Genomic DNA, 26,236 nt, shown 5'->3' with positions numbered 1-26,236 from the left:
ATCACAACCGCGCCCGTGGTCACCGGCCATTTACCTGTTACCCGCCGACACGATGCCCGGCCCGCACCACACAGACCACCGACGTGCGGGATGCTTGACACCGAGATGAACAACGACCAGGTCCCGGCTGCCGACGCGGCGCACCCGCCGCAGGCGCTCCCGCCCCGCGACTCGCCCGCACCCCCTCCGGTCGGCGCGCGGGTCGCTCCGCAACGTCGCAGCGATCACGCGCGGTGGGTGCGATGGCTGGCCACGGGATGGCGGCTGGTGGTCCGGGTCGCGGTCAAGTGCTGGGACAATTCGATTTTCGCCAAGTCCGCGGCGGCGGCGTTCTGGCAGACCTTGTCGCTGGCACCACTGCTGCTCGGTCTGCTCGGCAGCCTCGGCTATGTGGGCGGATTGTTCGGGCCCGACACCGTGCAGATCGTGGAGAGCAAGATCATCGCGTTCAGCCGCGAGTTCTTCAGCCCGTCGGTGGTCTCGGATCTGATCGAACCGACCGTCGACGATGTGCTCGGCCGAGGGCGTGGCGCGGTGGTGTCGGTGGGTTTCGTGCTGTCGCTGTGGGCCGGGTCCTCGGCAATGGCCACCTTCGTCGACGCCATCGTGGAGGCGCACGGGCAGCAGGACGCCCGTCATCCGATCTGGCAGCGCATCTTCGCGCTGCTGCTGTACGTGCAGTTCCTGGTGGCGGCGGTGCTGATCCTGCCGGTGATCGCGCTGGGGCCGACCCGGATCGGGCGGGTCCTGCCCGAGACGTGGCGCGAGCCGGGATTGCGGCTGATCGACACGTTCTACTACCCGATCGTGGGCATGCTGCTGATCTTCGGCCTGACCACGCTCTACAAGCTGGCCCTGCACAAATCGCTGCCGTGGCATCGACTCCTCGGCGGTGCGCTGGTGGCCGGGATCTTCTTCCTGGCGGCCAGCGACCTGCTACGCCGGTACCTGTCGTGGATCACCGCCACCGGGGTGAGTTACGGCGCGCTGGCCACCCCGATCGCGTTCCTGCTGTTCACGTACTTCCTCGGCTTCGCGGTGATCCTCGGCGCGGAATTCAACGCGGCCGTGCAGGAGTTCTGGCCTGCCCGGGCCACCCGGATCGAGCAGGTCAAGGAGTGGATCACCAGCCAGGTGCGTGGTGACGACGACGAGGCAGGCGAGCACGACGACAGCGCCGACGCCTCACCCGAGGCACCGGCGTCACCGACCGAGCGCAGCGCTCAGTCGCCGTCCTTGCGCAAGCCCTCGTAGACCTTCTTGCAGTCCGGGCACACGGGCGAACCGGGCTTGGCCGAACGCGTCACCGGGAAAACCTCGCCGCACAGCGCGACGACCATCGTGCCCATCACGGCACTTTCGGCGATCCGGTCCTTCTTCACGTAATGGAAGAATTTGGGGGTGTCGTCGCTGGTCGTCTCGTCGGTGGTGGTTTCCGGGCGTACCAGAGTGTCTGTACTCACGCCTTCCATGATGCCGCATCCCGCGCCCGCCCCGCTGACCAGCCGCGTGTGCGCTCGATGACGCCGAGTGGAAGACTCGGGGTATGCAGTCCTACGGCGATGACCCAGGCGCCGACGAATCGAAGCCGGACCCGGAAGTGACCATGTCCACCGAGCCCAAGCCTTCGCGTGGGTTCTTCCGTCCCGCCCCCGCCGAACACGCCGTGCTGATCACCGAGGCCGCGCCCTCGCTCGACGACCAGCACCGCGCCAGGGTGCGCCGCTACACCTTCATCATGGCGTTCCGCATTCCCTGCCTGATCCTGGCCGCGATCGCCTACAGCGCGTTCGAGAACCCGCTGCTGTCGATCCTGATCATCGCCGCCTCGGTGCCGCTGCCGTGGATCGCGGTGCTGATCGCCAACGATCGGCCGCCCCGCACCAAGAACGAACCCAGCCGCTGGGACGGTCGCAACAATCAGATCGCCCTCGAATCCGGACACCGCAAGACTCTGGAGTAGACCGCCGGCGCCGTTTTGGACGAACCGTTGCGCTACATGGTGACTTTCGGCCTGCGGACCAGCATCGACATGACCGCCGCTATGCCGCAGAGGGCTCCTGCCACGTACCAGGCGAGGTCGTAGGAGCCCTGGACGTCGCGGATGAAGCCCGCTCCGGTGGCGGCGACGGCGGCACCGACCTGGTGGGCGGCGAAGACCCAGCCGAACGCGATCGGGCCGTCGGCGCCGAAGAGTTCGCGGCACAGCAGCACGGTCGGCGGGACGGTCGCGATCCAATCCAGGCCGTAGAACACGATGAACACCCACATACTCGGCTCGGTGTGCGGACCGAGCAGCGACGGCAGGATCAGCAGCGAGAGCCCCCGCAGCGAGTAGTAGCCGAGCAGCAGGTACCGCGGATCCACGCGGTCCGAGAGCCAGCCCGAGGCGATGGTGCCCGCCACATCGAAGATCCCGACCAGCGCCAGCAGTCCGGCCGCGGTGGTCGGCGGCATGCCGTGGTCGTGGGCCGCGGTCACGAAATGGGTGCCGACCAGGCCGTTCGTCGATGCCCCACAGATCGCGAAACCGCCGGCCAGCAGCCAGAATCCGGGTCGACGCGCGGCCGAGGCCAGCACCGTCAACGCCCGGTTGGCACCACCCGCGACGGGAACGCGTGCGCCCGCGTCGGAACCGGGGGGCGCGCCGTACGCGCGCACCCCGGCGTCGCTGGGGTAGTCGCGCACGAACAGCCAGACCAGCGGCACCACGGACAGCGCCACCGCCGCCACGATCAGTGACGGCAGCCGCCAGCCGTGCTCGGTGGCCAGCATCGACACCAGTGGCAGGAACACCAGCTGACCGGTGGCGCCCGCCGCCGTGAGCACCCCGGTGACCAGGCCACGGCTCTGAACGAACCAGCGACCCGTGATGGTCGCGACGAACGGCATGGACATCGACCCGACGCCGACACCCACCAGCAGTCCCCACGTCGCCACCAGCTGCCATGCCTGGGTCATGAACACCGTCAGCCCGCTGCCCGCGGCGATCAGCACCAGCGCCGAACACACCACCTTGCGGATGCCGAATCGGTCCATCAGCGCGGCGGCGAACGGCGAGATCAGGCCGTAGAGCAGCATATTCAGCGAGATGGCGGTGGAGATCGTGGCGTGTGACCAACCGAATTCGGTGTGCAGCGGCTCGATGAGCACGCTCGGGACCGAGCGGAAGGCGGCCGCGCCGAGCAGGGCGACGAAGCCGACGCCCGCCACGATCCACGCGGGATGGAGCCGGCGACGTTCGTCGGTGACCGATGCGGGTGCGGAAGGGAGGTTGTCGGCCGGGTCGTCGCCGGTGGGCGGCGCGGGCGCACGTAAATCGGTCACTCGGTCAGCGTGCCGGATCGACGCCGGACGAGCGAGTGGCCGGTGTGACATGTTTCGTCAATATTCCGCCACTGCGAGTTGGTCGGGCGCGCGGCGGACGCAGCGTCGCGACAGCGGCACCCTCGCACATTCTGTGCCGACGAGGCTGTCGACAGCGGAGCCCGGGAAGCCTACCGTTCGGACGGGAGAACCTGTGCGGGCTGACAGGGCAACAGAATTCGGCCGTCGGCTCTGCGGGCGAGCTCATACCGGAAGGGAGACAGCATGATTCGCTGGACCTGGGCGTTTCTCGATCGGCCCGTCGATACCTTCGCCGACTGTGCGCGATTCTGGGCGACGGTCACCGACTCCACGGTGTCGGAGCCGCGTGGCGAGCACGACGAGTTCGTCACGCTGCTGCCCGCCACCGGACCCGCGTGGATCAAGATGCAGGCGGTCGGCGACGACGGTGGCATCCATCTCGACCTCGACGTCGACGACATCCCGGCGGCGGTAGCGACCGCGACCGGGCTCGGTGCCCGCGTCGTCGCCGAGGTGCCCGGCTATGTCGTGCTGGAATCGCCTGCCGGACAGACGTTCTGCCTCACTCCGGCCCACCGGCACGCTGATCCCGGACCTGCGCCGGTGACGGTATCGACCGCACCCGACGGCACGGTGACCCGCCTGGACCAGATCTGTCTCGACCTGTCCCCCACCGATATCGGCGCCGATACCGCCTTCTGGCAGGCGCTCACCGACTGGACGCACAAGTCCGGCCGCCGCCCGGAATTCTCCCGCCTTCGTGGGCCCGACCAGCCCCTGCACTTTCTGCTCCAGCGTCTCGACGACCCCGGTCCCGCAGGTGCGCACGCCGATCTGGCCTCGTCGAACATCACCGCCACCGCCGCCTGGCACGAATCCCTCGGCGCCACCCGCATCACCGACGCCGAACACTGGATAGTCCTGCGTGACCCCGGAAACGCCCTGTATTGCGTGACATCCAGGGACCCCTACACCGGCTGAGCCACCGCCTACATCGACCCACCGCAAGCCACCGCGGCCACCCGTGACGCACCAGCGGCCCAGGGTCGACACGCAGCGACAGCTGGTCGATCTCCGTGCTCACGGTCCTGGCAGAGTAGGCGCGTGCCTACGAACCCGACGATGACCGACTCCCTGCTCACCGCGCTGTGCCCGGACCTGCGCACCGCGCTGATCCGGGTCGGGTACGACGCCGACACCCTCGTCGAGGCGTTGGGGCCCGATGTGCATGCGGCACTGAGCCGTTCGGAGCCGGTCCCGGTGCGGCGGGCCGCGCGGGCGGCGGGCGACCTCGGCACGCTGGTGCGGTTGCTGCTGCTCGGAGACGTCGTGCCGGAGCGCGACGTCGCGACCGCGCTGGCGCCGGTGCGCATCGACGCGGCGGTGGCGGCGGGTCTGCTCACCCGCGACGGTGACCAGGTGCGGGCCGCCCTGGATCTGCGGCCGCTCGATGCCGGCGCGGGAACCCGGTGGATCCTGTCCGATCTCGACGATTCGATGCGGCGGCGCACGCTCACCGAGGATCACGTTCTCGGCGTCGGGCACGCGTCGCTGTCGCTGCTGCGCGCCACACCCACCGAACCTGTCGGCACCGTGCTGGATCTGGGTACCGGCTGCGGTGTGCAGGCCGTGCACGCGGCCGGTTACGCGGGCCGGGTCACCGCGACCGACGTCAACGCGCGGGCCCTGTGGCTCGCGCAGGCCACGGCCGCGCTCAACGAACTCGATATCGACCTGCTCGAGGGGTCCTGGTTCGAGCCGGTGGCCGGGCGACGCTTCGACCAGATCGTGGCCAATCCGCCGTTCGTGGTCGGCCCGGCACGCATCGAGCACACCTATCGCGACTCCGGGCTCGCCCTGGACGGTGCCAGCGAGCTGGTGATCGGGCAAACGCCCGCGCTGCTGTCGCCCGGCGGCACCGCGGCCATGCTCGCCGCCTGGGTGCACGTGGACGGCGAGGACTGGCGCGGGCGCGTGTCGAGCTGGTTGCCCGCCCACGGCGTCGACGCGTGGGTCGTGCAGCGCGACGTGGCCGATCCGGCCCTCTACGTCGGCACCTGGCTGCGCGATGCGGGCCTGGATCCGCGTGACCCGGCCGCCCAGGAACAGGCGGCGCGGTGGCTCGACGCCTTCGAGGCCGCCGACGTCGAAGGCGTCGGGTTCGGCTTCGTCTATCTGCGGGCGATCGACGGCCCCACCGAACTGCTCGCCGAGGACCTCACCCACGGTTTCGACGACCCACTCGGCACCGAGGTGGCCGGGTACTTCGCGCGGTCCGCGTGGTTGCGCGCGGTGGCCGCCGACGAAAACCTCGCGTGGGCATCCCGTTTCGCGCCGAGCCCGGCGACCGCGCTGGAGCGGGTGTATCTGCCCGGCGAGTTCGGCTGGACCGAGCAGGTGGCCCGGCTTCATCGCGGCGACGGACCACGCTGGCAGCACGAAGTCGACGAGTCGACGGTCGCGCTGGTCGCGGGAATGCGGCCCGACGGGCTGCCGTTGTACGAACTGATCGAACTACTCGCCCTCGCCGACGGAGCAGAGCAGGTCACGCCGGAATTCGCCGCCCAGGCCCTCGGTGTGGTCGCCGGACTCGTCCGCCACGGACTGGTGCGGCCCGTCTGAACCGCCCCGCGGTGGCAGCGAGTTCCGGACACGGCGCTCTTCTCAGGAACTTCTCAGCCGTTGGGGTGGGAACCAGCAGCTCAGAGCGGTTTATCGACCGCGGGATCGGGAACTTTCTCTAAGTCGGGTCCGTTGATCGGAGTGAGACACCACCGACAGGAGGCAAGTCATGACAAGCCCCGCCACCACTCGTTTGCGCCCCAGCGAGGCCGATATCGACGCCCAGAGCCCCGCAGCCGACCTGGTACGCGTGTACCTCAACGGAATCGGACGCACGGCACTGCTCACGGCGGCCGACGAGGTCGAATTGGCCAAGCGCATCGAGGCGGGCCTGTATGCCCAGAACCTGCTGTCAACCGGTAAGCGGTTGACGGCGGCTCGCAAGCGTGACCTGGCGATTCTGGTTCGCGAGGGCTCTGCCGCCCGCTCGCACCTGCTCGAGGCCAACCTGCGTCTGGTCGTATCCCTGGCCAAGCGCTACACGGGCCGCGGCATGCCGCTGCTGGACCTGATCCAGGAGGGCAACCTCGGGCTGATTCGCGCGATGGAGAAGTTCGACTACGCCAAGGGCTTCAAGTTCTCCACCTACGCCACCTGGTGGATCCGTCAGGCCATCACCCGTGGCATGGCCGACCAGAGCCGCACCATCCGGCTGCCCGTGCACCTGGTCGAACAGGTGAACAAGCTCGCCAGGATCAAGCGTGAACTGCATCAGCAGCTGGGCCGCGAGGCCACCGACGCCGAGCTCGCCAACGAGTCGGGCATCCCGGTGGAGAAGATCGCCGATCTGCTCGACCACAGCCGCGACCCGGTGAGCCTGGACATGCCCGTCGGCAACGACGAGGAGGCTCCGCTCGGCGACTTCATCGAGGACTCCGAGGCCACCTCCGCCGAGAGCGCCGTCATCGCCGGCCTGCTGCACCACGACGTGCGCAGCGTCCTGGCCACCCTCGACGAGCGCGAACAGCAGGTCATCCGCCTGCGCTTCGGTCTCGACGACGGCCAGCCGCGCACTCTGGACCAGATCGGCAAACTCTTCGGCCTGTCCCGTGAGCGGGTCCGCCAGATCGAGCGCGAGGTCATGTCCAAGCTGCGCAAGGGCGACCGCGCCGACCGCTTGCGCGCCTACGCCAGCTGATCCGAAAACTCGACGGCCCCCCGGGGTCGTCTGCCGAAACGCCGACCGGCGACCGCGCACCCCTCCCCTCCGGGTCGCGAGCCGGTCGGCGTTGTTCGTTGCACCGGACCCACCGTTCAGGCCAGCCGGCGGGGGCCGGTGTCGAAGCGGCTCGGTTCCGGGCCGATGCGCGCTCGGGCGTAGATGATCTCCGCCGAGGCCGAGGCAGCCAGGACGGGGTCGCAGGACAGTTCGCGCATCTGGGGGATGTCGTCGAACAGCGCCGAGATGCGTTGAGCGAGCTCGGCCAGCGCGGCTTTGTCGACGCCCACTCTGCCCGGCCCCTCCGACAGCAGTGGCGCCGCGCGTGGTGCGTCGATGAGCGCGGTCGCTTCCTCCTCGGTCAGCGGGAGGGCGCGGTAGGCGCGGTCACCGAGCAGGTCGATGATCATGCCGGACAGGCCGAATTGGATGACCGACCCGAACGAGGGGTCGTCGGTGACACGCAGCACGCAGCCGACACCCTTGGTCGCCATCTGCTGCACGTGCAGCAGCGGATCGCCACAGATCTCCACCAGGTCGGTGTAGGCCTGCCGAACCGCGTCCGGTCCCCACAGGTCCAGACGCACGCCGATCAGATCCGGTCGGCGCCGCCACAGCTCGCCCGTGGCCTTCGCCGCGACCGGATAACCGAGTTCCTCGGCCGCGGCGACCGCCTGTTCGGCATTGCGCACAGCCCGGAACTCGACCACGTCGATGCCGTAGCACCCGAGTAACCGCACCGCCTCCTCGTCGGTGAGCCACCGCCCGCCGGACTCGGCGAGCCACCCCTCCACCAGCGCCGCGGCGGCCGCGGTGTCGATTCCGGGCGGGCGCACCACCGGCGAGATCGGCCGATCCCGCCAGCGCGCGTACCGGTCCACCCTGGCGAGCGCACGCGCGGCCCGCTCGGGATCCGGATAGGACGGGATGGACCCCCGCGCCGGCGCGCCCGCGGTGGTACGCACCGCCAACTGCCGCGGAATGCCCGATTCCGCGATGAACGTGGTGAGCACCGGCTTGCCCGGCGCCGCCGCGGCTGCCGCCCGCAATGCGTCCCCGAAGCCTTCCATCGGCACCGGAACAGGCGGGGCGACCACAACGATCACCGCGTCGACCTCGTCGCTGCGCAGCGCGGCCAGGACTGCTTCCCGGAAGTCGGCCGGTGTCGCCTCCGGTCCGAGGTCCACCGGCCCGTCCACGATCGCACTGGCCGTGCTCCGCGCGCCGGCCCCAACGCCGCCCTCGGTCCGGCGGGAAGACCCGGTGCCGTCTCCAACCCGGTCAGTCGGCCCAGCACTGCCGCTGACCCGGTCGGTCGACCCGGCGCTGCCCCCGGTCCGGTCAATCGCCCCGGCGCTGCCCCCGGCCCGGTCAGTCGACCCAGCACTGCCCCTGACCCGGTCAGTCGACCCAGCACTGCCCCCGGTCCGGTCAGTCGACCCAGCACTGCCCCTGGTTCGGTCGGTCGACCCGGCACTGTCTGCGGACCGGTCGGGCGACCCCGCGTCGTCCGTGCCCCGGCTGCCCCACCGGGCGCTGCGCAATCCCCACGTCCGCCCGGCACGATCCGCGCCTCGCTCGGCGCGCTCCTCCGGCCGGGCGCCGCGTAGATCCGGCTCCAGTGGTCGCGCGCCCGGCACGCCGCGTTCGGTGGGCCGGGCACCGGGACCTCGGTCCACAGCGGTGACGGGCCGGTGCACTCGCAGCCCTTCGCTGCGGGCGGCGTCGATGGCCAGCCAGTTCAGCGCGGCACTGTTGCCGACCACGGCGACCCGGGGGCCCTTCGGCAGCGGCTGGCAGGCCAGCAGGGCGGCACAGTCGAACAGTTCGGAGATGGAGTCGACCTGGATGATCCCGGCCTGACCGAAGAGGTCGCGGACCACGATGCGGTCCATGTCGGCGCCGGCGGCCAGGCGGCCGCTGCTCACCGCGACGATCGGCTTTCCGCGGGCCACCCGACGCGCCAGCCGGGAGAACTTGCGCGGGTTGCCGAAGCTCTCCAAGTACAGCAGGATCACCTCGGTGTCGGCGGCGGTGTCCCAGTACTGGAGCAGGTCGTTGCCCGAGACGTCAGCCCGGTTTCCCGCCGAGACGAACGTCGACAGACCGAGGTTGCGGGCCGCGGCCTCGCCGAGGATCGCCGCACCGAGCGGGCCGGATTGGCAGAAGAAGCCGATTCGCCCGCGCTGGGGAAGCACCGGGGCCAAGGTCGCGTTGAGGCCGACCGCGGGGTCGGTGTTGGCGATGCCGAGCGCACTGGGGCCGACCACCCGCATGCCGTGCCCGCGCGCCGCGGCGACCAGGTCGTGTTCGGCGGCCAGGCCGGCCGCCCCGGTCTCACCGAAGCCCGCGGTCAGCACGACCAGACCCTTGACTCCCTTGGCCATGCAGTCGTCGAGGACCGCCCCGATCGCGGCGGGTGGCACCGCCACCACCGCCAGGTCCACCTCGTCGGGGATCTCGCTCACCGTGGCGTAGGCGCGCACGCCACGGACCGAGCGCCGGTGCAGGTTAACCGGGAACACGGGCCCGCTGAACCCGCCCGCCAGCAGATTCGCGAGCACCGCGCCGCCGACCCGGGTCTGTTCCGGTGAGGCACCGATCACCGCGACCGAACCGGGTGCGAGCAGATTGCCGACGCTGCGTGCTTCCGAGGCCGCTTCCCGCGAGTCCCGCACGGTGCGCAGTGCTTCGGTGGGGTCGATGGCGAATTCGAGGTGTACCTCGGAACCGTCGCGACTGCGCTGCAGCTGGTAGCCGGCCTCGCGAAAGACCGTGATCATGGCCTCGTTCTCGGCCAGCACCTCGGCGACGAAGGCGATCACCTCGTTCTCGGCGGCGGCGCCGGCGAGGTGTTCGAGCAGCACCGAGCCGAGTCCACGCCCCTGGTGCTCGTCGGCGACCACGAACGCCACCTCGGCCGCGCGTGGGCCCGGCCGGGCGAGCAGTTCGTAGCGGGCCACACCGATGATCGCGGTGCCGAGCACCGCGACGAGACCGACCCGGTCGTGGTAGTCGACGTGGGTGGTGCGGTACATGTCCTTCGGCGAGATCTGCGGATACGGACCGAAATAGCGCAGATACCGGGTGCGATCGGACAGGGCGGTGTGAAAGGCCGCGAGCGCGTCGGCATCGGCGGGCACGATCGGGCGCACCCGGACCACCCCACCGTCGGCGGCGAGCACGTCGCCGTACCAATGTTGGGGCGGTGCAGGCGGATTCGCGGGCGTGTCCGCGGTATCGGGCAGCAGTGGCTCAGTCACGAGGATCCTCCGGATCGAGCCCGAGCAGGCCGAAACACGCCCGCCGGGTGGCAGTGATGGCGGTGTCTACCGCGCGCTGCGCGCGGATCTGGCCCGCGTCGCCGATCTCGGGTGTGCCGCCGGGACCGTCCCAGGCCCGATAGGCGGTGTCGCCTCCGTCACCCATGGTCGTCGGTGGTTGCACGCGCGGCGCGCAGGCTCGCACCTGGTCGATCCACTCGGCGGGCACCGGCGTTTCGGGGGCGAGCGGCCGGTCGAGTGCCGCGGCGAGCAGGTGGGTCCAGGCGCGCGGCACCACCCGCACCACGCCGTATCCGCCGCCCCCGATGGCCAGCCACCGCCCTTCGGCGTATTCGTCGGCGAGGTCGCGCATCGCGAGGAAGGCCGCGCGCTGACCGTCGACGGTGAGTTCCAGATCGGCCAGCGGATCCTCACGGTGGGTGTCGACGCCGCACTGGCTGATGATGATCTGCGGCCGGAACGCGGCGACCGCACCGGGTACCACCGCGTGAAACCCCCTCAGCCACTGCGCGTCCCGGGTGCCGGGCAACAACGGCAGGTTGATCGAGGTGCCTTCGGCCGCCCCAACCCCGGTCTCCTCCGGCCAGCCGGTATTGGGCCACAACGTCGCGGGATGCTGGTGCATCGACACCGTGAGCACCCGGGGATCGGCGTAGAACGCGCGTTGTACCCCGTCGCCGTGATGGACATCGACATCGAGGTAGGCGATGCGGTCGAAGCCGTGGTCGAGCAGCCACGAGATAGCGATCGCGGCATCGTTGTAGACGCAGAACCCCGCCGCCGAATCCGGCATGGCGTGGTGCATTCCACCACCGATGCTCACCGCCCGCCGGGTACGGCCCGCCGCGATCTCCCGTGCGGCGGCGAGAGTGCCGCCGACGATCACCGACGCCGCCTCGTGCATGTGCGGGAACACCGGATTGTCGGCGGTTCCGAGCCCGTGGACGGCATCCTCGGGCGTCGGCGGCCCCTGTCCGGCCCGGCGCACCGCCTCGATATAGGTGCTGCTGTGGACCCGCATCAGGTCGGCCTGAGTGGCCGCGCCGGGTGCCAACGGCTCGACACCATCGAGAAGACCTAGGCTTTCGGCCAGCGACATGGTGTATTGCAGGCGCGCCGGCTTCATCGGATGCTCCGGACTCCAGGTGTAGCCGAGGAATCGCTCGGTCCACACGACGGTCCCACTGGTTTCGCTGCGCGGCGACGTGACCATGGTCGCCACGCTAGCCGGAAGCAGCAGCCCCCGTGCGGCGTTGACATGCAGTAGAAATAGGGCCGCTGGTCCGACGGGCGGACCGGCGTTCGCGCGTGGGTAGAATTCGTGCTGACGAAGGGGTATCAGGTGAAGGATCTGGTCGACACCACGGAGATGTATCTCCGTACCATCTACGACCTCGAGGAAGAGGGCGTGGTGCCCTTGCGGGCACGCATCGCCGAGCGCCTCGAGCAGAGTGGTCCGACGGTGAGCCAGACGGTCGCGCGGATGGAGCGCGACGGCCTGTTGCTCGTCGCGGGCGACCGCCATCTCGAGCTCACCGACAAGGGCCGTTCCATGGCTGTCTCCGTGATGCGCAAGCACCGGCTCGCCGAGCGGTTGCTGGTCGACATCATCGGTTTGGACTGGGAAAACGTCCACGCCGAGGCGTGTCGCTGGGAGCACGTGATGAGCGAGGAGGTGGAGCGGCGCCTGATCGAGGTGCTCAACCACCCGACCACCTCGCCCTACGGCAACCCCATTCCCGGTCTGGACGAACTCGGCCTCGACGATGCGCCCGCCGCCGAGGAGAAGCTGATCCGGCTCTCCGATCTGCCCAACGGCGCGTTGCACGCGGTGGTCGTGCGCAGGCTGGCCGAGCACATCCAGACCGACCCGGAGGTCATCGGGCGGTTGCGTGAGGCGGGCGTGGTGCCCGACGCGCGCGTTACCGTGGAGACCAAGCCGGGTGCGGTACTGATCACGGTGCCGGGCCACAGTGGTTTCGAACTGTCCGAAGAGATGGCGCATGCCGTCCAGGTGAGGCTGGTCTGATTCGTGAAACTCCTTGTCACCGGCGGCGCCGGCTACGTGGGTGGCGGCTGCGCCGCCGTGCTGCTCGAAGAGGGCCACGAGGTGGTCGTAGTCGATGACCTCTCGACCGGTAACGCCGACGGCGTGCCCGCCGGTGCCCGGTTCGTCGAGGGCGATATCGCCGTCGCCGCCCCCGAACTGCTGCGTGCCGAATCCTTCGATGGTGTTCTGCATTTCGCGGCGCAGTCGCTGGTCGGCGAGTCGGTGGAGCAGCCGGAGAAGTACTGGCACGGCAACGTCGTGAAGACGCTGACCCTGCTCGAGGCGATCCGCGAGACCGCGACCCCGCGACTGGTGTTCTCCTCCACCGCCGCGGTGTACGGCGAGCCGGAGCAGGTCCCGATCACCGAGGCCTCGCCCACTCGCCCCACCAATCCCTACGGTGCGAGCAAGCTGGCCATCGATCACGCCATCACCTCCTATACGGTGGCGCACGATCTGGCCGCGACCAGCCTGCGCTATTTCAATGTGGCGGGCGCCTATGCCGGGCTCGGCGAGAACCGGGTCGTGGAAACACATCTGATCCCCCTCGTGTTGCAGGTGGCGCTGGGGCACCGCAAGGCCATTTCGGTGTACGGCACCGACTGGCCGACGCCGGACGGTACGTGCGTGCGTGACTACATCCACATCCGCGACCTGGCGCAGGCGCATCTGCTCGCGCTGTCGTCGTCGCAGCCGGGCACGCACCGGATCTGCAACCTGGGTTCGGGCACGGGTTTCTCGGTGCGCGAAGTGATCTCGGCGTGCGAGCGGGTCACCGGTCTGCCGATCGAGACGATCGACGCGCCGCGCCGCGCGGGCGATCCGGCCGTACTGATCGCCTCCAGTGATCGCGCGGTCGCGGAATTGGGCTGGCGACCCGAGCACAACGACCTCGACGAGATCGTCTCCGACGCCTGGGATTTCCTGCGTTCGCTCGGCACGAAGGCCCACAGCGCTCGCTGATATGCCTGCTTCACAGGGTGATCGGGCCGATGTCGACGCCGAGATCGGCGGCGATCTGGTGACCGCACAGCGCGAGCCTGCGCAGCCGTTCGGGCCGCAGCCCGGTCTGTAGCGAGGTCTCCAGCAGCACCGCCATCGCGTGCTCGGCGTCGGCCTCGACCGCGGCGGCGATCGCCACACCGGCGAACGGTCCGTCGCCGCGCAGGTAGGCGCTGAAGCCGAGCAGGGCCGCTGCTTCGGCGCGGTCGGTACCGGGCGTCGCCCTGGCCAACTGTGCCCACAGCCGCTCGGCGGCCTCGGCGTGATCGCCGACCGCGAGGCCGTACACGGCGTCGCGGATCGGCCGGTCACGCAGAGTCGCGGCCAGTTGCGCGAGTTCGCGCGCGGCACGCGGCGCCCCGGACGCGGTATCGGCGATCTGCCACAGCACCCATTCCAGTGCCCGCCGCTGGTAGGCCATGGCGTTCCCGGCACGCGCCGCCGCCGCCAGCCCACCTCGGTACCGCGCGTCCGCAGGGCCGAGCTGGGCACGCACGCGCGCGCTCAGCAACTCGTCGGGAACCATCAGCGCTGTCATCTCCTGACGCGAGCCGCGAATCTGCTTGCCCTCCAGCACATGTGACACGGCGACCATCGAGGACGACGGATCGGCGACCAAGCCCGTCCCGACCAGGCCGAACACGCTGCGGTAGCGTTCGCCCGCCGCGATCGCGGGGACCGACCAGGCGCCGCGGACCGCGATCCCGTCCTCGGCCAGTACGTCGATCAATTCGGCCGCGCGCAGGACCTCTTCGCCCTCGAACTCAGCGCGGTCCTCGACGAAGACGGCGAGCACCCCGGTCGCTTCTTCGCGCAGGCAGATCGATGCCAGGCAGGCGGTGAACTGGTCCAGCAGCCGGATGTCGGTGGCCACGTCGAGGTCGAAGCGCACCACCGCCTCGATCGCCTCGGCCGCGCCGCCCGCCACCTCGTGCAGTACGGCGACGACGAGGGACCGTTCGGGGACGAAACCGAGCATCGCGGGCAGGGCGGCGATCAGCTCACCGGGCTCGTCGACGCGCAAGGGTGGGCGCGGCAGTCCGCCGGGATAGCGGGGAGTGGGTTCGGCGCAGCCGAGTGCGCGGGGAAACGGTCCGGAACGCGTGGCGCGGCGGGTGGGGTTCGTCGAAGGCGTCATGGCTCCACAGTGCCCGCCACCTCCCGCGCACCGGGTGCACCGACCTGGGCTTTCATCCGCCCTGTGGGTAGTGCCGAAGCTGTGGAGCAACCCGGGTTCCATGCCCGCGCCGCGGGCGAACCTGTCACCGCCTGGTGGTAAGGGCTTCAGCCACCGCGTACGGCGGCGGCGGTGGTGGCGAACATCTCGTCCACGGCGGCCGTATCCGGTTGTCCCGCACCGAAAGTCATCGATGTCACGGTGATGCGCACGTCGCCGATCTGACCGATCGAGGTCTGCATCGTCTGGGTCAGCCCCGCACCGCCGACTTCGGGAACCACGGTGCGCCGCAACGCTATCGCATCGTCGGTACCGGCGGGGATCACCCGGTCGAGCGCGGTCGTGACCGTGGACCCCGCACCCGCCCGCCGAACCTGGATCAGCCCACACTCGTCGAGCCGATCGCGCAGCGACGACACCGGTTCGGCGCTACGCGACAACTCGACGGTCAGGGTGGCCCGGCTCGCGTCATCGGTCCCGACCGCCACCGCCGCGGGCTCCCCACCGGGTTCGGCCTCGGCCGGCGTGCAGGCCGCCGGGCTGACGGTCGCGCCCGCCCCTACACCGTCGAGATCGCCCGCGGCCGCCGTCGCCGCCTGTGGGGGCAGCACAACGGCCGGATATCCCGCTGGAAACTGCGCCGGCGCGGGCAGTAGCTCGGCCAGCGAACCCTCGATCTGCCGCACCGATACCGCGCTCTCGGCGACCGGCGTCCCGCTGACGCTCTGCGCGCACCCGGTGAGTGCGAACGACACCGCCACCAACACCGGCCACCAGCGGCGCAGGCCCGGATCACCCGCGCGGATCGGTGCCGCCTGCGCCACGTTCACACCGTCCACTGTGCCCCACCGCCTCGATCGGCCCGGTCGCGCCACGCCGGAAGGGACGCGTCGCCCGGCCCGGTCCCGCGCCGGGCGGGAATGCGCGAGGTGTCCATGCTGTTGCCCAACAGGACGAGCCGTCCCCGGCCGTGTGCGATGGCACAGCTCGCGTGGGGGACAATGGAGATCCGCTTCCCCACCCCGCGAGCGATGGTGGACCGCGCAGGAAGGAGAAACGCGATGGATGACCAGTCGCATATGTACGAACTGGAGTTTCCGGCGCCCCAGTTGTCCTCGGACGACGGTGCGGGCCCCGTGCTGGTGCACGGTCTGGAAGGTTTCACCGACGCCGGACACGCCGTGCGTCTGGCGACGACCCATCTGCGCGAGAGCCTCGAATCGGAACTGGTCGCGTCCTTCGATGTCGACGAGTTGCTCGACTACCGTTCGCGCCGCCCGCTGATGACGTTCAAGACCGATCATTTCGCCGACTACGCGGAACCCGAACTGAACCTGTGGGCGCTGCGCGACAGCGCGGGTACCCCGTTCCTGCTGCTCTCGGGCCTGGAACCGGACCTACGCTGGGAGAAGTTCACCACCGCGGTGCGGCTGCTGGCCGAACAGCTCGGTGTGCGCCGCACGATCGGCCTGTCGGCGATTCCGATGGCGATCCCGCACACCCGTCCGCTCGGTGTCACTGCGCATTCCTCGGATCGTTCGCTGATCGGCGAGCACCAGCGCTGGCCCGGTGAGTTGCAGGTGCCGGGCAGCGCTTCGTCGCTGCTCGAGTACCGGATGGCGCAGCACGGCCACGAATCGCTCGGATTCTCGGTGCACGTGCCGCACTATCTGGCCCAGACCGATTACCCCGAGGCCGCGCAGACGCTGCTGGAGAACTTCGCCGACAACGCCGGGCTCGACCTGCCGCTCTCGGCGCTGGGTGAGGCGGCCGCGCGCGTGCGCGAGCAGGTCGCCGAGCACATCGCCGGCAACGAGGAGGTGGAGACGGTCGTCACAGCGCTGGAGCGCCAGTACGACAGTTTCGTCACCGCGCAGGAACAGCAGTCCAGTCTGCTCGCCGCCGACGGCGACCTGCCCAGTGGCGAGGAGCTCGGCGCCGAGTTCGAGCGCTTCCTGGCCGAGCAGGGCGGCTACGACGACACCTCCGACGACGCGCAGGACTGACCCCACCGGCACCGGGCGTACCTGTGCGTCGGCCCCGCGCGGCCGACGCGGGCTTCGCTCGCCGCGCACACTAGGGTTGTCGGAGTGGATCTGACCGACCTACTGGAAATTCCCGGGACCGACGCCGACGCACTCTACGAGTCGTTCGCGGCGTGGGCCGCCGAGCAGGGCACGACCCTGTATCCAGCGCAGGACGAGGCGCTGATGGAGTTGGCGTCAGGGTCCAATGTCATTCTGGCGACGCCGACCGGCTCCGGAAAATCTCTGGTGGCGGTCGGCGCGCACCTGTTCGCCATGGCCAACGGGCAGCGCAGCTACTACACCGCACCGATCAAGGCCCTGGTCAGCGAGAAGTTCTTCGCGCTGTGTGAGGTGTTCGGCGCGGAGAACGTCGGCATGGTGACCGGTGACGCGGCGGTCAACGCCGACGCCCCGATCATCTGCGCCACCGCGGAGATCCTGGCGAACCTGGCGTTGCGCGAGGGCGCGGCGGCCGAGGTCGGCCAGATCGTGATGGACGAGTTCCATTTCTACGCCGACCCGGATCGCGGCTGGGCGTGGCAGGTGCCGATCATCGAACTCCCCCGCGCTCAATTCCTGCTGATGTCGGCGACATTGGGCGAGGTGGATTTCTTCGCCGCCGATCTCGAGGCGCGCACCGGCCGTTCGACGGCGGTGGTCGCGGGCACCGAACGTCCTGTTCCACTGACGTTCTCGTATGTGCGCACCCCGATCACCGAAACCCTCGAAGAGCTGGTGACCACCCACCAGGCGCCGGTCTACGTCGTGCACTTCACCCAGGCCGCGGCACTCGAACGCGCGCAGGCGCTGACGAGCGTGAACTTCGCCTCCCGTGCCGAGAAGGACGCGATCGCCGCCGCGATCGGCGATTTCCGGTTCGCGTCGGGCTTCGGCAAGACGCTGTCACGGCTGATCCGTCACGGCATCGGTGTGCACCACGCGGGCATGCTGCCCAAATATCGCCGCCTGGTGGAGAAACTCGCTCAGGACGGTCTGCTGAAAGTGGTGTGCGGTACCGACACCCTCGGTGTCGGCATCAACGTCCCGATCCGCACCGTGCTGCTCACCGGCCTCACCAAGTACGACGGTGTGCGTACCCGCAGGCTCAAAGCCCGTGAGTTCCATCAGATCGCCGGGCGCGCGGGTCGCGCGGGCTACGACACCATGGGCACCGTGGTGGTGCAGGCCCCCGAGCACGAGGTCGAGAACACCCGCCTCATCGCCAAGGCGGGCGACGATCCGAAGAAGCAGCGAAAAGTGGTGCGCCGCAAGCCTCCGGAGGGTTTCGTCTCGTGGAGCGAGGAGACCTTCGACCGGCTGATCGCCGCCCCGCCCGAGCCGATGGTGTCGCGCTTCGCGGTGACCAACTCGATGCTGCTCAATGTGATCGCCCGCCCGGGCAACTGCTTCTCCGCGATGCGTCACCTGCTCGAGGACAATCACGAGCCGCGGCCCGCACAACGCAAGCACATCCTGCGAGCCCTGCGGCTCTACCGTTCGCTGCGCGATGCCGGTGTGGTGCAACAGCTTTCCGAACCCGACGCGAAGGGCCGGATGGCGCGGCTCACCGTCGACCTGCAACGCGATTTCGCACTGGACCAACCGCTGTCGCCATTCGCGCTGGCCGCGTTCGACCTGCTCGATCGCGAAAGTCCCACCTACACACTCGATGTCGTCTCCTTGATCGAGGCCACCCTGGAGGACCCGCGCCAGCTGCTGATGGCCCAGCAGCACAAGGCCCGTGGTGTCGCCGTCAACGAGATGAAGGCCGACGGTATCGAGTACGAGGAGCGGATGGAACTCCTCGAGGAAGTCACCTGGCCCAAGCCCCTGGCCGAGCTGATCGATCCGATGTTCGAGACCTACCGGGCAGGCCACCCCTGGGTATCGGAATTCGCGCCGTCACCGAAGTCGGTGGTGCGCGACATGATCGAGCGCGCGATGACCTTCGCCGAACTGATCTCGCACTACGAACTGACCCGCTCCGAAGGCGTCGTGCTGCGCTACCTCGCCGACGCCTACCGCGCCCTGCGCCGCACCGTGCCCGACGCCGCCCGCACCGAGGATCTCGACGACCTCACCGAGTGGCTCGGCGAACTCATCCGTCAGGTCGACTCGAGCCTGCTCGACGAGTGGGAACAGCTCACCAACCCCGGCGCCGAGAACGACGCCCAGCAGATCGCGTTCGGCGCCGAGACAGTGCGCCCGATCACCGCCAACGAACGCGCCTTCCGGATCATGGTGCGCAACGCCATGTTCCGCCGGGTGGAGCTGGCGTCGCGACGCCGCTGGTACGAACTCGACCAACTGGGCACCGGGCCCGAATGGGCCGAGGACTTCGCCCCCTACTTCGACGAGTACGCCACGATCGGCACGGGCGCCGACGCACGCGGCCCACAGCTGTTCGGAATCGAGCAGCGGCCCGGTTTCTGGCATGTGCGCCAGGTGATCGACGACCCCGCGGGTGATCACGGCTGGGCGCTCACGGCGATCGTGGATCTCGAGGAGTCCGACGCCGCGGGCGAGGTCGTGTTCGACGAGGTCACAGTCATAGCGGGTTGAGTAATACCGCCTGCCTATGACGAATATGACGGATGTTTGACGGATTCGTTGTTGGGTAGGCGCCGCTGATAGTCTCTCCCGGCTGCCGACCGAAAGTTCACCTGTGCCCGAATCTCCGTACCTTGTCATCGACCCCGAGCGGGTCCGTGCCAACTACCGAACCCTCGACGCCGCCGTCGCTGCCGGTACCCGGATCAGGTACGCGGTCAAGGCGGCACCGGTGGCGGAACTGATCACCCTGCTCGACGACGAGGGGGCCGAATTCGACGTCGCCAGCATCGGCGAGATCGACCAGTGCCTCGAGCTCGGCGTCGCGCCCGAGCGGCTCTGCTACGGCAATCCGATCAAGAAGAGCGCCCACATCGCGCGCGCCTTCGCCCTCGGCGTACGCCGCTACGCCTTCGACACCGAGGACGACCTCGACCGGATCGCCGAGCACGCGCCCGGCTCCGAGGTCGAGTGCCGGTTCCTGTCCGGCGCCCCCGAATCGCGGACCCCGTTCGGCACCAAGTTCGGGTGCGCGCCCGCCGAGGCCCTGCGGCTGCTGGTGCGCGCCCGGGATCTGGGCCTGCGGGTCGGCGGCCCCTATTTCCATGTCGGCTCCCAGCAGCTCGACCCCGCCGCGTGGCGGATCGGCATCGAGCAGGCCGGTGCGATCGTCACGGCGTTGGCGGACAAGGACATTCACGTCACGGCGGTCAATGTGGGCGGCGGTCTGCCGATCTCCTACGTCGACGCCGCCCCCGGACTCGACGCGATCGCGGCCGCCATCACCGGTGCCGCCGCCGAGTTCCTGCCCGCGGCCATCGGCCTGATCGTGGAACCCGGCCGTGCGCTGGTGGGTAACGCGGGCACTGTGCACGCCGAGGTCGTCGGCGTGCGTTTCGCGCCGGACGGCCGGCGCTGGGTGTATCTCGACATCGGCCGATACAACGGTATGGCCGAGACCGAGAACGAGTACATCGCTTACCGTTTCGTCACCGATCGCGACGGCGATCCGGTGTCGGAGGCGGTGGTCGCGGGTCCGACCTGCGACGGCGACGATGTACTGTATCAACGCACGAAGGTCCTTCTGCCGACCACGTTGCGAGCCGGTGACCGGATTCAGATCCTGCACACCGGCGCCTATACCGCGAGTTATTCGTCGGTGTCCTTCAATGGTTTTCCGCCCTTGACCGTTCATGTCTCGGGCGCTGAGCGAGAGTGAGTTTGCCCATGACGGCGGAATTCACCGGTTGGCACGTGCTGGCCGAGTTCGGTGGCGTCGACACAGCCCTGTGTGACGATCTCGAACGACTCGAATCGGCGTTGCGTGAGTCTCTGATCGCGGCGGGCGTCACCATCTGCGAAGTCGTTCACAAAAAGTTCGATCCGCAGGGGGTGACCGTCCTCGCGCTGTTGTCGGAGTCTCACGCCTCGATTCACACTTATCCGGAGTCCGGCGACATCTTCGTCGACGTCTTCACCTGCGGCAGCATCGGTGCGGGCGCGACGAAAGCAGTCGAACTGCTCCGAGACAAGCTGTCCCCCACCACCGTTCGGATGCAGACGGTCCAGCGTGGCCACGGCGCCGAGAAGATCTACGAACCGGTGGGCGACGGCCTGACCCGGATCTGGGATCTGCACGAGGTGATCGTCGATACGAATACCCCGTTCCAGCACATGGTGATCGCGCGGACCGATCAGGGGATCTCCCTGTTCTCCGACGACGACCGCCAGTCCACCGAGTTCTCCCAGGTCACCTACCACGAGGCCATGATGGTCCCGGCGTTCGTGCTGGCCGAGAAGCTCGACCGGGTGCTGATCATCGGTTCCGGTGAGGGGGTGGCCTCGCAGATGTCGGTGGCGGCCGGGGCGACCCTGGTCGACCATGTCGACATCGATCAGCGCGAAGTGGAGCTGTGTGCCGAGCACCTGCCCTACGGCTACACCACCGCCGAGCTCACCGCCGCGGTGAAGCACGAGGGTCCTGTCCACGTGCACTACGCCGACGGCTGGGATTTCCTGGCGAACGCGCAGGCGGCGGGTACCCGCTACGACGTGATCGTCATCGATCTGCCCGACGAGCGCGTCGAGGACGCCCAGCACAACCGCCTCTACGAGTCGGAGTTCCTGTCCCGATGTAAGGCATTGCTCGCCCCCGGCGGCGTGCTGTCGGCCCAGGCCGGATGCGCGACCATGTGGCGCAACGAGACGCTGAAGCGTTCGTGGGGGCGTTTCCACGAGCAGTTCGCCACCGTGGTCCCCTACGGCAGCGACGAGCACGAGTGGACCTTCCTGTTCGGCCTGAACGAGAAGATCGACGACCCGGTCCGCGGCATGCGCGACCGTCTCGCCCTGCTCCCCTACCGCGCCGAGACCATCGACGCGCGGGCACTGGAGCGTGGCGCGATCGAGCCGTACGCGCTGCGCGACCGGTAGGAAAACCACCGGCAGCGGGCCGCGACGCCGTATGCGTCCCGGCCCGCTGTCGCCGCCTCCGGCGAAAACGGCACCGGTGGGTGCCGCCACTTGGCACCATGCGAGGACCGAGTTTCGACAGAATCGAGTCCGCCCATGAAGCCGACACCGTCGTCCGCGCACGGTCTGATGCCGGTCCACCGACCCTCCGACCAACGCCCCCGCCTCGACGCCCTGTCCACGGCGGGCATCGGCGCGTTCAGGGAGCTGTACACCGCGGCGCCGGAGACGACGGCCGGCGATTTCGGCCGGCTGACCGGCGATCTGGTGATGCGGTCCTTTCCCGCGACCGGCACCCGGTTGCTCGGGCCACTGATGGACCGTCCCGCCTACTTCTGGGTGGGTAAGTCCTTTCGTCACGTGGACGGCGGGATGGCATTCGGGCACAACATTTTCCGCCTGCTCGGCGGTATGCGGGCGCTGAACTTCGTGGCAACGGTCGGCGCCTCCTCGGTCGACGGACGCGCGGCCGTGCGATTGGACTACGACGATCTCCGAGCCGGAAAGCCCGGTCCCGCCCACCGGATCTACGACGAGTTGCGCGAGATAGAGCCGGATCTGTGGCTGGGACCCAGCTACTTCAAGCGCGGTGCGACACTGACGTCGATGGGCTGGTTCGCCCTGGACGCCTCGATCGAGTTCGACGGTCCACTGTGAGTCGGGCCCGCGCTCTCGCCCGGTGACGGTACCGAGCCGGGGCACCGCCCGGCCGGGTACCAACGACTCACTCCGGGGCGGCTCGACGGGCGCGATACTCGGCGACGTTCACGCCGCCGACGCCCCAATCGGTCAGCGGCACTTCGTCGATCACGACGTAGGTGCTGTCGGGGGCCTTGCCGAGCACCTCGAAGAGCAGATCGGTGACGCCCTTGATGAGCTGCGACTTCTGTTCCGTGGTGACATTTTCGTCGGTGACCTTGATGTTCACGTACGGCATGAGCGTGTCCTTTCGATGGGTGCAGCTCTCTCAGGATGACCGGCGTTCGGGGCGCTGCGTACCCGAATCCGTTGTGTAGTAGGTCTTTTCGCTGATTCAGGCCGCTCGGCCGGAGAGGAAGCCGCCGTCGACGGGCAGGATGTGGCCGGTGACGAACTCGGCGTCGGCGAGATACAGCACGGCGGCGGTGGTGTCGGCGACCTCGCCGATCCGGTTCAGCAGCGCCAGCGCGCCCGACGCGTGCTCGTCACCGTCACCGAAGAGCGGGGTGCGGATGATGCCGGGAGCCACCGCGTTCACCCGGATTCCGGCCGAGGCGAGCTCGGCCGCCAGGCTGGTGGTGAGCGCGTGCACACCACCCTTGCTGATGAGCGCGGCCGAGGCGGGCAGACCCGCGAGGGCGTGGTCGATCAGCACCGTGCCGATGTTGACGATGCTGCCGCCCGCCCCCTGGGCAAGCAGCTGTCGCACGACGGCCTGGGTGGTGAAGTAGGTGCCCTTGAGGTTGCCGCCGAGGTAGCGATCGAGTTCGGCCTCGGTGACGTCGACGAACGGCGTGGCACCGAAGACGCCCGCGCTGTTGATCAGCGCGTCGACCCGGCCGAACCGATCGAGCGCGGTGCGCACATACGCCGAACCTGTTGCGGGCGCGGCGATGTCACCGACCACCGTGGCCACCTGTTCGGGCGCGGCCAGTGTGGCGGCGACCTCGGTGAGCTTGGCCGCGTCGCGCCCGCCGAGGACGACATTGTCACCGCGGGCGACGAGAGCACGGGCGACATCGCGCCCGATGCCGCTGGAACCACCGGTCACCACGACCGTCTTCGCTGTGGACATGAACTGATCCTTTCGAGAAATATACGACCGGTCGTCTTGGAATGGCGACCGCAAGGGACGACCCGAAGGCCGATGATGGCAATGAGGTCGGCACCGGATCGGCGCCGACAGCGGTTACGGCCGGAAGTAGTCGTCGAGTAGCCGGCGCAGGCACTTGTCGAGCGGCTCGACGGTGCGGTCGATCTTCATCCGGATCACCGCACCCTCCCAGGATTCGAGGAGCAGATCCGCCAGATCCACCGCGTCGATGTCGGCGCGCACCGTGCCCTGCGCCTGCGCCTCGAGCAAGGCACCGGCGATACCGTCGCGCCAGACCGCCCAGGCCTTCGACAGCGACGTGCGCAGCAGCTCACTCCCTTCCAGTTCCCCACCGAGGTTGGCGATCAGGCAGCCGCCGGTGTACTCGGAGGCGACGAAATCGTCGGTCAGGGTCGCGAAGAAGGCGCGGATACCGGCGAGCGGGTCCGGCGCCGCGGCGAACGCGGCGGCGAGATTGCGCTGCACGCACTGCGAGTGATGCTCGATGACCGCCTGCGCGAAGCTCTCCTTGCTGTCGAAGTAGTTGTAGAACGAGCCTTTCGGCACCCCGACCTTGTCGAGCACCTGCTTGATGCCGGTGCCGTGATAGCCGTTGGACAGCAGGCCGACCGCACCCTCCTCGATGAGAAGCGCTCTCGTGTCGTCGCTGCGCCGCGGTCGTGCCATGCGTGAACTATACGACCGGTCGTCTAGGAATAGCAAGGTGCGCGTTCGCCCCGTACGAGGAAGGCGGCTGGCCTCCTGTTCGCATCACGCGCTCCACGCCGATCTCAGTCGTCGTCGACACCGCGCGCGGCCAGGGCTTCGCCCATCGCGTCGGCGGTTCGCAATGCGCGCACCAGCACCGGTGTGACCAGTGCCGTCGCCGACCACGCCGCCCCGCGCGCTCGCCGTGCCTCGCCGACATCGTGGACGATCTGCGCCAGCAACGGAACACACCGAATGGCCAGCGCCAGAAGCAGACTCACCCGCTCCGGGTTCACTCCCACGCGGCGCAGCGGGCCGAGCGCGCGGGTCAGCGCGTCGAGCATGGCGGTCACCCGCGTGGTCACCGTGACCAGCGCCGCGAGGGCCACCGACACGAGCAGCACCCCGCACACCACCACGGCTCGCGACGGCGAGGTGGTGAGCAGCTGGAACACCCCGATGATCGCGGTCATCCACAGCACCGGGCGCACCTGGGCGAACCCCACCCGCCAGGAGACGCGGGCGAGCGCGAACAGGCAGACCACCAGCGCCATGGCGACCAGCACACCGAGTGGACCGCGGACGAACACCGTCATCGCGAGGATCGAGACCAGCAACAGCGCCAGCTTCACCCCCGCGGGCATGCGGTGCAGCGGCGAATCGCCGGGGCAGTACAGGCCGATCATTCGATCAGGTGCCGATACGCGTCGATCGCCGCCGCCGGTGCGCCGTCGAAAACGACGCCACCGTTGTCCAGCACCACGACTCGATCGAACCCGTCGAGCAATCCGAGCTGGTGGGTCACCACGATCACCTGCTGGTCCAGGGAGTTCAGCGCCTGCGAGACCCGCCGGGCGTTGCCCAGATCGAGCAGCGTGGTCGGCTCGTCGGCGACGATCACCTCGGGCTCGCGGATCAGCGCGGAACCGATGGCCAGCAGCTGTTTCTGTCCGCCGGAGAGCAGGTGTGCCGGGTGGTCGGTGTGCGCGGCGAGGCCGAAGCGGTCGAGCATGCGCTGCACCCGTGCCGCGATATCGGTCTTGCTCAGGCCGCTGCGGCGCAGCGAGAACGCGAGGTCCTCGGCGACTGTCGGCATCACGATCTGGGTATCGGGGTCGGTGAACACGAAGCCGACCTTGCGCCGCACCTGCGCGCCCTTGCGGGCGACGTCGAGCCCGTCGACGGTGACGGTGCCGGTGGTCGGTTTCAGCAGTCCGTTGAGCATGCGGGCCAGCGTCGATTTGCCCGACCCGTTGGCGCCGATGAAGCCGACCCGGCGTTCGGTGATCCGCAGATCGATGTCACGCAGCACGGTCCGGTCACCGAAACGGTGTCCCACCGCGGTGATGACGATCTCGCTCACGACGCGCGGCGATCAGCCACGGATCAGCCCGGGATACGCGCGATGCACGCCCTTGGCGACGACCGTGGCGATCACGACCTTGGCCAGATCACCCGGCACGAAGGCGAAGTTGGTCGACACCGCCGCCCACGGGCTGAGATCGGTGCGCACCAGCAGTCCCGCGGTGCCGAACAGGTAGATGATCACGATGCCGCCGAGCGCGTTGATCAGCAGACCGAACACGATCGGATACTTCGGCAGGATCATCGCGGTCAACAGCCCGATGACCAGCGTCGCAGGAATCCAGCCGATCAGGTAACCGGCCGTCGGCGAGGCCAGCGCGGTGAGTCCGGTGCGGCCGCCGGACAGCAGCGGCAGCCCGATCATGGTCAGCGCGATGAACACCGCCACCGCGGCCGTGCCCTTGCGCGCACCCAGGATCGCGCCGGTGAGGATCACCCCGAGCGTCTGCAGCGTGATCGGTACCCCGCTGAACCCGACGGTGATCGCACCGGGCAGACCGAGCGCGGCGATCAGGGCCGCGAACACCGCGATCTGCGCCATGTCCCGTGCGGTGAATGCGGTTGCCCACTTCGGGGATTTCTCGACTTCGGGCACGCAGACATCCTTCGCTACTGAATTGAACAACGTTCAAAATAGCAGGCGACCAGGTCGGTCTCGCAACCGGAACGACGCCGTGGGG

24 protein-coding genes are annotated in these 26,236 nt (G+C 69.1%); 12 read left to right on the top strand and 12 right to left on the bottom strand.

What is annotated here, in order from left to right:
• Positions 1-264: 264 nt before the first annotated feature.
• Positions 265-1,254, top strand: a complete 990-nt coding sequence (locus ACFWFP_RS03715) for a YihY/virulence factor BrkB family protein (protein WP_379293750.1) — start codon at positions 265-267, stop codon at positions 1,252-1,254.
• Here ACFWFP_RS03715 and ACFWFP_RS03710 read toward each other — a convergent pair.
• On the bottom strand, positions 1,224-1,463 hold the full coding sequence (locus ACFWFP_RS03710; RefSeq protein WP_056815556.1) for a DUF3039 domain-containing protein: 240 nt from the start codon (positions 1,461-1,463) through the stop codon (positions 1,224-1,226). The two genes, ACFWFP_RS03715 and ACFWFP_RS03710, sit on opposite strands and share 31 nt — an antisense overlap.
• 143 nt (positions 1,464-1,606) lie before the next feature.
• Between ACFWFP_RS03710 and ACFWFP_RS03705 the strand changes: the two genes are divergently transcribed.
• A complete protein-coding gene (locus ACFWFP_RS03705; RefSeq protein WP_379293749.1) occupies positions 1,607-1,963 on the top strand; it encodes a DUF3099 domain-containing protein in 357 nt (118 codons plus the stop codon).
• A 32-nt stretch (positions 1,964-1,995) separates the two neighbouring features.
• Here ACFWFP_RS03705 and ACFWFP_RS03700 read toward each other — a convergent pair whose 3' ends face one another.
• On the bottom strand, positions 1,996-3,327 hold the full coding sequence (locus ACFWFP_RS03700; RefSeq protein ID WP_379292954.1) for an MFS transporter: 1,332 nt from the start codon (positions 3,325-3,327) through the stop codon (positions 1,996-1,998).
• Positions 3,328-3,591: 264 nt separating this feature from the next.
• Here ACFWFP_RS03700 and ACFWFP_RS03695 point away from each other — a divergent pair, with 264 nt between their 5' ends.
• The 3 genes from ACFWFP_RS03695 to ACFWFP_RS03685 all read left to right on the top strand — a co-directional run bounded on the left by ACFWFP_RS03695 (position 3,592) and on the right by ACFWFP_RS03685 (position 7,108).
• Complete coding sequence (locus ACFWFP_RS03695) at positions 3,592-4,329, top strand: VOC family protein (protein WP_379292953.1); 738 nt, start codon at positions 3,592-3,594, stop codon at positions 4,327-4,329.
• A 141-nt stretch (positions 4,330-4,470) separates the two neighbouring features.
• Positions 4,471-5,970, top strand: coding sequence for a methyltransferase (locus tag ACFWFP_RS03690; protein WP_379292952.1), 1,500 nt, complete (start codon positions 4,471-4,473; stop codon positions 5,968-5,970).
• A 169-nt stretch (positions 5,971-6,139) separates the two neighbouring features.
• On the top strand, positions 6,140-7,108 hold the full coding sequence (locus ACFWFP_RS03685; RefSeq protein ID WP_056811283.1) for a sigma-70 family RNA polymerase sigma factor: 969 nt from the start codon (positions 6,140-6,142) through the stop codon (positions 7,106-7,108).
• A gap of 116 nt (positions 7,109-7,224) precedes the next feature.
• On the opposite strand, the gene ACFWFP_RS03680 is transcribed toward ACFWFP_RS03685, so the two are convergent.
• Positions 7,225-10,392 (bottom strand): GNAT family N-acetyltransferase, encoded by a 3,168-nt coding sequence (locus ACFWFP_RS03680; protein ID WP_379292950.1) that lies wholly within the window; start codon positions 10,390-10,392, stop codon positions 7,225-7,227.
• Complete coding sequence (locus ACFWFP_RS03675) at positions 10,385-11,626, bottom strand: acetoin utilization protein AcuC (RefSeq protein WP_379292949.1); 1,242 nt, start codon at positions 11,624-11,626, stop codon at positions 10,385-10,387. The genes ACFWFP_RS03680 and ACFWFP_RS03675 overlap by 8 nt, the downstream gene beginning before the upstream one ends.
• 129 nt (positions 11,627-11,755) lie before the next feature.
• Between ACFWFP_RS03675 and ACFWFP_RS03670 the strand changes: the two genes are divergently transcribed.
• Both ACFWFP_RS03670 and galE read left to right on the top strand, forming a co-directional pair.
• Entirely contained in the window at positions 11,756-12,442 is a 687-nt protein-coding gene (locus tag ACFWFP_RS03670; RefSeq protein ID WP_379293747.1) for a metal-dependent transcriptional regulator, read from the top strand.
• A 3-nt stretch (positions 12,443-12,445) separates the two neighbouring features.
• Entirely contained in the window at positions 12,446-13,426 is a 981-nt protein-coding gene (gene galE / locus ACFWFP_RS03665; RefSeq protein WP_379292948.1) for a UDP-glucose 4-epimerase GalE, read from the top strand.
• Positions 13,427-13,436: 10 nt separating this feature from the next.
• On the opposite strand, the gene ACFWFP_RS03660 is transcribed toward galE, so the two are convergent.
• Together ACFWFP_RS03660 and ACFWFP_RS03655 are read right to left on the bottom strand one after the other, a co-directional pair.
• Positions 13,437-14,603, bottom strand: coding sequence for a DUF4192 domain-containing protein (locus ACFWFP_RS03660; protein ID WP_379292946.1), 1,167 nt, complete (start codon positions 14,601-14,603; stop codon positions 13,437-13,439).
• 146 nt (positions 14,604-14,749) lie between these two features.
• Positions 14,750-15,472: a sensor domain-containing protein gene (locus ACFWFP_RS03655; protein WP_379292945.1), complete on the bottom strand. Its 723-nt coding sequence runs from the start codon at positions 15,470-15,472 to the stop codon at positions 14,750-14,752.
• A gap of 231 nt (positions 15,473-15,703) precedes the next feature.
• Between ACFWFP_RS03655 and ACFWFP_RS03650 the strand changes: the two genes are divergently transcribed.
• The 5 genes from ACFWFP_RS03650 to ACFWFP_RS03630 all read left to right on the top strand — a co-directional run bounded on the left by ACFWFP_RS03650 (position 15,704) and on the right by ACFWFP_RS03630 (position 22,348).
• Positions 15,704-16,648, top strand: a complete 945-nt coding sequence (locus ACFWFP_RS03650) for a PAC2 family protein (RefSeq protein WP_379292944.1) — start codon at positions 15,704-15,706, stop codon at positions 16,646-16,648.
• 84 nt (positions 16,649-16,732) lie between these two features.
• Positions 16,733-19,231 carry a DEAD/DEAH box helicase gene (locus ACFWFP_RS03645; protein ID WP_379292943.1) on the top strand — a complete coding sequence of 833 codons (2,499 nt, stop codon included), beginning with the start codon at positions 16,733-16,735 and terminating at the stop codon, positions 19,229-19,231.
• Positions 19,232-19,334: 103 nt separating this feature from the next.
• Complete coding sequence (locus ACFWFP_RS03640) at positions 19,335-20,438, top strand: type III PLP-dependent enzyme (protein WP_379292942.1); 1,104 nt, start codon at positions 19,335-19,337, stop codon at positions 20,436-20,438.
• 8 nt (positions 20,439-20,446) lie between these two features.
• Positions 20,447-21,652 carry an adenosylmethionine decarboxylase gene (gene speD / locus ACFWFP_RS03635; protein ID WP_056811305.1) on the top strand — a complete coding sequence of 402 codons (1,206 nt, stop codon included), beginning with the start codon at positions 20,447-20,449 and terminating at the stop codon, positions 21,650-21,652.
• Positions 21,653-21,787: 135 nt separating this feature from the next.
• Positions 21,788-22,348, top strand: a complete 561-nt coding sequence (locus ACFWFP_RS03630; protein ID WP_379292941.1) for a hypothetical protein — start codon at positions 21,788-21,790, stop codon at positions 22,346-22,348.
• A 67-nt stretch (positions 22,349-22,415) separates the two neighbouring features.
• Here ACFWFP_RS03630 and ACFWFP_RS03625 read toward each other — a convergent pair whose 3' ends face one another.
• The 6 genes from ACFWFP_RS03625 to ACFWFP_RS03600 all read right to left on the bottom strand — a co-directional run bounded on the left by ACFWFP_RS03625 (position 22,416) and on the right by ACFWFP_RS03600 (position 26,097).
• Positions 22,416-22,628 (bottom strand): 4-oxalocrotonate tautomerase family protein, encoded by a 213-nt coding sequence (locus tag ACFWFP_RS03625; RefSeq protein ID WP_379292940.1) that lies wholly within the window; start codon positions 22,626-22,628, stop codon positions 22,416-22,418.
• Positions 22,629-22,724: 96 nt separating this feature from the next.
• Positions 22,725-23,465, bottom strand: a complete 741-nt coding sequence (locus ACFWFP_RS03620; protein WP_379292939.1) for an SDR family NAD(P)-dependent oxidoreductase — start codon at positions 23,463-23,465, stop codon at positions 22,725-22,727.
• 114 nt (positions 23,466-23,579) lie between these two features.
• The gene (locus ACFWFP_RS03615; protein ID WP_379292937.1) at positions 23,580-24,170 is read right to left on the bottom strand and encodes a TetR family transcriptional regulator C-terminal domain-containing protein; all 591 of its coding nucleotides are present in this window, start codon (positions 24,168-24,170) and stop codon (positions 23,580-23,582) included.
• A 104-nt stretch (positions 24,171-24,274) separates the two neighbouring features.
• A complete protein-coding gene (locus ACFWFP_RS03610) occupies positions 24,275-24,877 on the bottom strand; it encodes an energy-coupling factor transporter transmembrane component T family protein (RefSeq protein WP_379292936.1) in 603 nt (200 codons plus the stop codon).
• Positions 24,874-25,554 carry an energy-coupling factor ABC transporter ATP-binding protein gene (locus ACFWFP_RS03605; protein ID WP_379292935.1) on the bottom strand — a complete coding sequence of 227 codons (681 nt, stop codon included), beginning with the start codon at positions 25,552-25,554 and terminating at the stop codon, positions 24,874-24,876. The genes ACFWFP_RS03610 and ACFWFP_RS03605 overlap by 4 nt, the downstream gene beginning before the upstream one ends.
• A gap of 12 nt (positions 25,555-25,566) precedes the next feature.
• Entirely contained in the window at positions 25,567-26,097 is a 531-nt protein-coding gene (locus ACFWFP_RS03600; protein WP_379221939.1) for a biotin transporter BioY, read from the bottom strand.
• Between the last annotated feature and the right edge of the window lie 139 nt (positions 26,098-26,236).

Source organism: Nocardia sp. NPDC060249, from assembly GCF_042728755.1.
In the GTDB taxonomy this organism is placed as follows: domain Bacteria; phylum Actinomycetota; class Actinomycetes; order Mycobacteriales; family Mycobacteriaceae; genus Nocardia.
Note: the sequence above shows the minus strand (reverse complement) of the source record. Positions and strands in the feature narration are given on the sequence as shown.

Excerpts from the sequence above, each read along its gene's own strand:
- ACFWFP_RS03650 (WP_379292944.1), top strand. The coding sequence starts at position 15,704 with ATGGATGACCAGTCGCATATGTACGAACTGGAGTTTCCGGCGCCCCAG.
- ACFWFP_RS03690 (WP_379292952.1), top strand. The coding sequence starts at position 4,471 with ATGACCGACTCCCTGCTCACCGCGCTGTGCCCGGACCTGCGCACCGCG.
- ACFWFP_RS03675 (WP_379292949.1), bottom strand. The coding sequence starts at position 11,626 with ATGGTCACGTCGCCGCGCAGCGAAACCAGTGGGACCGTCGTGTGGACC.
- ACFWFP_RS03705 (WP_379293749.1), top strand. The coding sequence starts at position 1,607 with ATGTCCACCGAGCCCAAGCCTTCGCGTGGGTTCTTCCGTCCCGCCCCC.
- ACFWFP_RS03625 (WP_379292940.1), bottom strand. The coding sequence starts at position 22,628 with ATGCCGTACGTGAACATCAAGGTCACCGACGAAAATGTCACCACGGAA.
- ACFWFP_RS03620 (WP_379292939.1), bottom strand. The coding sequence starts at position 23,465 with ATGTCCACAGCGAAGACGGTCGTGGTGACCGGTGGTTCCAGCGGCATC.
- ACFWFP_RS03660 (WP_379292946.1), bottom strand. The coding sequence starts at position 14,603 with ATGACGCCTTCGACGAACCCCACCCGCCGCGCCACGCGTTCCGGACCG.
- ACFWFP_RS03610 (WP_379292936.1), bottom strand. The coding sequence starts at position 24,877 with ATGATCGGCCTGTACTGCCCCGGCGATTCGCCGCTGCACCGCATGCCC.
- speD (WP_056811305.1), top strand. The coding sequence starts at position 20,447 with ATGACGGCGGAATTCACCGGTTGGCACGTGCTGGCCGAGTTCGGTGGC.
- ACFWFP_RS03630 (WP_379292941.1), top strand. The coding sequence starts at position 21,788 with ATGAAGCCGACACCGTCGTCCGCGCACGGTCTGATGCCGGTCCACCGA.
- ACFWFP_RS03685 (WP_056811283.1), top strand. The coding sequence starts at position 6,140 with ATGACAAGCCCCGCCACCACTCGTTTGCGCCCCAGCGAGGCCGATATC.
- ACFWFP_RS03600 (WP_379221939.1), bottom strand. The coding sequence starts at position 26,097 with ATGGCGCAGATCGCGGTGTTCGCGGCCCTGATCGCCGCGCTCGGTCTG.
- ACFWFP_RS03615 (WP_379292937.1), bottom strand. The coding sequence starts at position 24,170 with ATGGCACGACCGCGGCGCAGCGACGACACGAGAGCGCTTCTCATCGAG.
- ACFWFP_RS03695 (WP_379292953.1), top strand. The coding sequence starts at position 3,592 with ATGATTCGCTGGACCTGGGCGTTTCTCGATCGGCCCGTCGATACCTTC.